Source organism: Nitratidesulfovibrio oxamicus (genome assembly GCF_015731765.1).
GTDB classification, from domain to species: Bacteria; Desulfobacterota; Desulfovibrionia; order Desulfovibrionales; family Desulfovibrionaceae; genus Cupidesulfovibrio; species Cupidesulfovibrio oxamicus.
This window is the reverse complement of the sequence record NZ_VRYY01000626.1, coordinates 1-1,066: the sequence shown is the minus strand read 5'-3', so window position 1 is coordinate 1,066 and position 1,066 is coordinate 1. Positions and strand designations below refer to the sequence as shown.

1 protein-coding gene is annotated in these 1,066 nt (G+C 70.5%); it reads right to left on the bottom strand.

Annotated features, from left to right (window positions below):
• Positions 1 to 1,066, bottom strand: a 1,066-nt coding sequence (gene lpxB / locus FVW20_RS16395; RefSeq protein ID WP_231039181.1) for a lipid-A-disaccharide synthase, incomplete at both ends; no start/stop codon positions are given.

Sequence of the window (1,066 nt, the reverse complement as noted above, 5' to 3'; positions counted from 1 at the left end):
GCAGCGGCGGCGCAGGTCGGCCAGGTCGGCGCGCACGCGGTCCAGTTCGCCGGGGGTATCCAGCCAGCGGCTGGCGTGGCGGGCAAGCACGGCGCCGTCGGCGTTCTCCTGCAGCAGTTCGGGGAACACCTCGCGGTTCAGCACAAGGTTGGGCAGGCTGACCCACCGGACCTTCACCAGTCGCTTGCCCAGCCAGTACGAGAACGGCGACACCCGGTAGGCCACCAGCGTGGGCACGCCCAGCAGGGCCGTTTCCAGCGTGGCCGTGCCCGATGCGGCCAGCAGCAGCTGGCAGGTGCGCAGGGTGGCGTAGCGGTCGTCCGGCGATTCGATGGTCAAGGGCACGTCTGCGGGCCACAGGGCGCGCAGGGCGTCCTCTGTCACGTTGGGGGCGCGCACGCAGTGGAAGGACAGGCCGGGTCGGTCCGCCAGCAGCAGCCGGGCGGCCTTGCCGTATTCCGGCATCAGCGCCTCTATCTCCTTGCGGCGGCTGCCGGGCATCAGGCCGATGCGCCCCGCCACGGGGGCGATGGCGTCCAGGCGCTGCCAGTCCATCATGTCCAGCAGCGGGTTGCCCACGTAGTCCACGTCCATGCCGTGGCGGCGGTAGAATTCCACCTCGAAGGGCAGGATGCAGATCATCCGGCGGATGTGGCGGCGGATGAAGTTGACCCGCCCGGTGCGCCACGCCCATATCTTGGGGCTGATGTAGTAGTGCACCGGAATGCCCAGCGCGTGGGCGGCCCTGGCGATGCGGAAGTTGAATTCCGGCGCGTCGATGAGCACCACCGCGTCGGGCCTGCGCGCGGCCAGTTCGGCCTTGATGCGGCGCAGCATGCCGAGGATGCGCGGCAGGTAGCCCAACACCTCGGTAATGCCCATCACGGACAGGTCTTCCACCCGCAGGATGGCGTCCTGCCCGGCACCGCGCAGGTGCGGACCGCCCATGCCGATGCAGCGCAACGCCGGGTCGCGGCGGCGCAGGGCCTCCAGCAGGCGGCCTCCGTGCATGTCGCCGGAAAGCTCACCGGCGTTGATCCATACGGTGCGCGGCGGGGTGCCGAGG